Below are 1,478 nucleotides of genomic sequence, written 5' to 3' on the forward strand. Positions count from 1 at the left end.
CGCCGTGAATATATCCCTATAGGCTCTGCTAAATCATCCATGATTTAGAAGCTTGCACAGCCCCAATTCAGATGAATAGCAGCCGGTTCCCAGAGTCCGACTCCTTAATGGACATGAACGAGTCATCACCAAGAGTTTAAAGGTCGGTCAAGAGAACGTATTATAGTCATATGTAATTCACCTGCCTTGAGCTTTTGCAAGCCGCCGTGAATATATCCCTATAGGCTCTGCTAAATCATCCATGATTTAGAAGCTTGCACAGCTCAACCCAGATGAATACCTAGCAAGCCCATGGTAGTTGTTAACTCACTTTTGGACAGGAATGCGTTAGAGCTAAAGCTCTTAAAGTGATGAGTATCATTAGTGAAAGTATGGCAAGCAAAAGAAAGTAGCGATAATTGTCTGAGTCAGAAAGATGGTTGTAACGTTAAACTCGATGCTAAGAGATGGTGTAATATGGGATGCGCCAAAAGCTCTAATTTAGCTATTGACGCCATAATCGTTTATTAGGCATACATTAACCGTGATGTCTGCGGATATGCTTTACTAGACCTGATTCGTTAAACTCTAATGAGACAATATTAGTTTTACTATATTCAATTGTTTTATCTAAATGCGCAGGCCTAATTTTACCCATTTCAGTCATTTTTATAAAAACAACATTAGCCCCGACCATAATTTCATTTATCTCAATATTGCTGGTTATAACTTCATCTTTTAGTTTACCAACCATATCTGAACGGAGTTTCGTTTTATCAGTATACGTAAAATTGAACTTAACATGTTCATCGATGAAATTATCAGATAGTAGCGATATATAATGATCTATTTCTTTAGTGGTTGTATTTGGTTGTTGGCGAGCATTTTTGGCTGATACAAATGCCTTTGCTTTTTCGATTAACTGATCTGCCGTGAACTTATCATTTGCTGAAGTTGAAAAAGCTAAAATAAGGGATATGAATACTAAAGTTAATTTTTTCACTGAACTCTCCTTGTATGCCTAACAGCTTATTCATTAGTCGCCCGACAACCTTGTTGGCAACTCGTTAATTTTTTAACAAGCTATCACTACTAAGGCATTGCAGTAAATAGATAATTTTTAAATTTAGGCGGCATAAACTGCCTTATTGAGTGGGGAGAAAAGGTTTTGCGTCCATTTCAGAAAGAGTCTAAAGCTCTTCTGTAGGCCTCGACTTATAAGACTTACAGTCTGGTGGAAGCTTATTATTCTCGCTCTGCAGAAATCCAACCATTCTGTATGATTCTTCTATTTGAACTATCAAGAAACACGTGATTTAAAAGAATGACACCTGGTAACAAGTGTCGTCCACCCGACACGAACGTGCCTGTCAAGATTTGCTAACACGCAGATGGACAGAAATCAGTTAGTGCAAAGGGTCTAAAAGTAGGTTGTGGAATTGATAAATATATGGCAATCAAATAAAGTTTACACTGACCCTGACGGATCCCCACGAATT

The 1,478-nt window shown here is 37.9% G+C and carries 1 protein-coding gene and 1 pseudogene; one reads left to right on the forward strand and one right to left on the reverse strand.

Going from position 1 to position 1,478, the window contains the following annotated elements; all coding sequences use genetic code 11:
- Window positions 1-373 precede the first annotated feature (373 nt).
- Window positions 374-484 (forward strand): annotated as a pseudogene (locus AB4135_RS03895) (IS110 family transposase); the annotation flags it as partial.
- A gap of 33 nt (window positions 485-517) precedes the next feature.
- Here the strand turns inward: AB4135_RS03895 and AB4135_RS03900 are convergent.
- The gene (locus tag AB4135_RS03900) at window positions 518-982 is read right to left on the reverse strand and encodes a nuclear transport factor 2 family protein (RefSeq protein ID WP_371990471.1); all 465 of its coding nucleotides are present in this window, start codon (window positions 980-982) and stop codon (window positions 518-520) included.
- Window positions 983-1,478: the final 496 nt, after the last annotated feature.

Origin of the sequence: Shewanella sp. 10N.286.54.B9, from assembly GCF_041468565.1 — a bacterium.
GTDB lineage: Bacteria > Pseudomonadota > Gammaproteobacteria > Enterobacterales > Shewanellaceae > Shewanella.